The organism is Mesorhizobium sp. M2A.F.Ca.ET.067.02.1.1, assembly GCF_004023285.1.
Lineage (GTDB): Bacteria > Pseudomonadota > Alphaproteobacteria > Rhizobiales > Rhizobiaceae > Mesorhizobium.
Genome location: NZ_RZSB01001073.1, coordinates 1 through 1,456 on the forward strand (window position 1 = coordinate 1; position 1,456 = coordinate 1,456).

Below are 1,456 nucleotides of genomic sequence, written 5' to 3' on the forward strand. Positions count from 1 at the left end.
TGCCTCAACCGACAGCATCGGTCATTTCTCCCATTCCGGCCGCTGGCTGTTCTCCTGTCGGCCGGTCAAAAGGATGCTAGTCCTCCGACTTTTCCATAACAAGCATTTTTTTCCATTTTAGAAAAATTCTTGAACGGAAGGTCGTGGCGCGTCGGTCAGACGCCTGCTCCCGGCGCCAGTCCGTCGCGCGGCACGGTGTTCGACATCAGCATGATGACGGGCTCGTCACCGAGCGCGACATAGGCGTGCTGCATCTCGCCGTCGAACAGGATGCTGTCGCCTGGCTGCAGCACCGTCGGGTCGTAATGGAGCGTGTGCAGCTGCAGGCTGCCGCTCAGCACATGGATGAACTCCTCACCCGAATGGCTGCGCCAGCCGCCGTTTTCCTCAAAACTTCTGGCGCGCAGCGTGACGCGCCAGAAAATGTTGGTCTTATCGCGGAAATCGCTGCACAAGACCTCGAATTCCATGGCGTTGCCTTCATGCAGAATGCCGCTGCCGGCGCGCGTGATCGAGCGGCGCGCCTGCGGTCCGGGCTTCGGGCTGAACAGGAAGGAGGCCACCGGCACGTGCAGCACGCCGGCGATCATCAGCGCGATGTCGACGGTCAGCCTAGCCTTGCCGTTCTCCAGCTTTGACAGCTGCGAAACGGAAAGGCCGGAGCGCTCGCTGAGGTCGCGCAAGGTGATGTTCTGCTGCTTGCGCGCGTCCCGGATCTTGCTGCCCACATTGCCTTGCATCGTCCACGCCCTTGGCCGTCGTGTTTCCAATTTGACAAGCTCTAGAGCAATTCCAGGAAAAGTGTGAGCGGTTTTCCGTCCGGAATTGCGTAAAAACAATGAGATAGAGCGGTTCGCCGTTTCCGTGAAACGGTGAAACGCTCTAGCGGCCCGTTATTTGAGCGTCCAGCCTTTAGACGGCTACGGCTGATTGCGGCCATAGGGACATCGCGACGGTGGCAAAGGCATTTTCAAGAAGGCGGCCGATGCGTTCGAAAGTTTCCGGATCGGCAAGCAGGTCGTTGCGGACCTCGAGATAGAGGCAGGGCCGGCCCTGCTGCAGCCCATGCCGGTTCAGCGTGTAGCCGACGGCCTGGCGCCAATCATAGGGTTCATTGTCGCCGATCCTGAAGCCTGCCTCCGTGCCCTGGGTCCTGAGCGTTTTCAGCACCGAGTTCACGAAGGGCGACTGTTCCCGCCACAGCACGCCGATATCGACATCGCGCCTCACCCCGCCCATCACCGGCGTGAAGGAGTGCACCGAAATCAGCGCGCGCCTGCCGGCGGCGGCTTCGACGATCGCCCGTTCGACCGGCGCCCAGGCGACAAGCTTGCGCAGCCTTGCATCAGTGGCATCGACCGCCAGATTGCCCGGCACCGGGATGCCACCGAGGTCCGGCCGCATGAAATCCCACTCATCGGCGGGGCGGTTATAGTCGAGGAACAGCCGCGAATAG

The 1,456-nt window shown here is 61.3% G+C and carries 2 protein-coding genes; both read right to left on the minus strand.

Going from position 1 to position 1,456, the window contains the following annotated elements; translation table 11 throughout:
* Positions 1–155: 155 nt before the first annotated feature.
* Positions 156–740, minus strand: coding sequence for an XRE family transcriptional regulator (locus EOA28_RS35535; protein ID WP_041011982.1), 585 nt, complete (start codon positions 738–740; stop codon positions 156–158).
* 172 nt (positions 741–912) lie between these two features.
* Positions 913–1,456 (minus strand): N-formylglutamate amidohydrolase (locus EOA28_RS35540; RefSeq protein WP_189342377.1); only part of this gene is annotated, 544 nt, incomplete at its 5' end.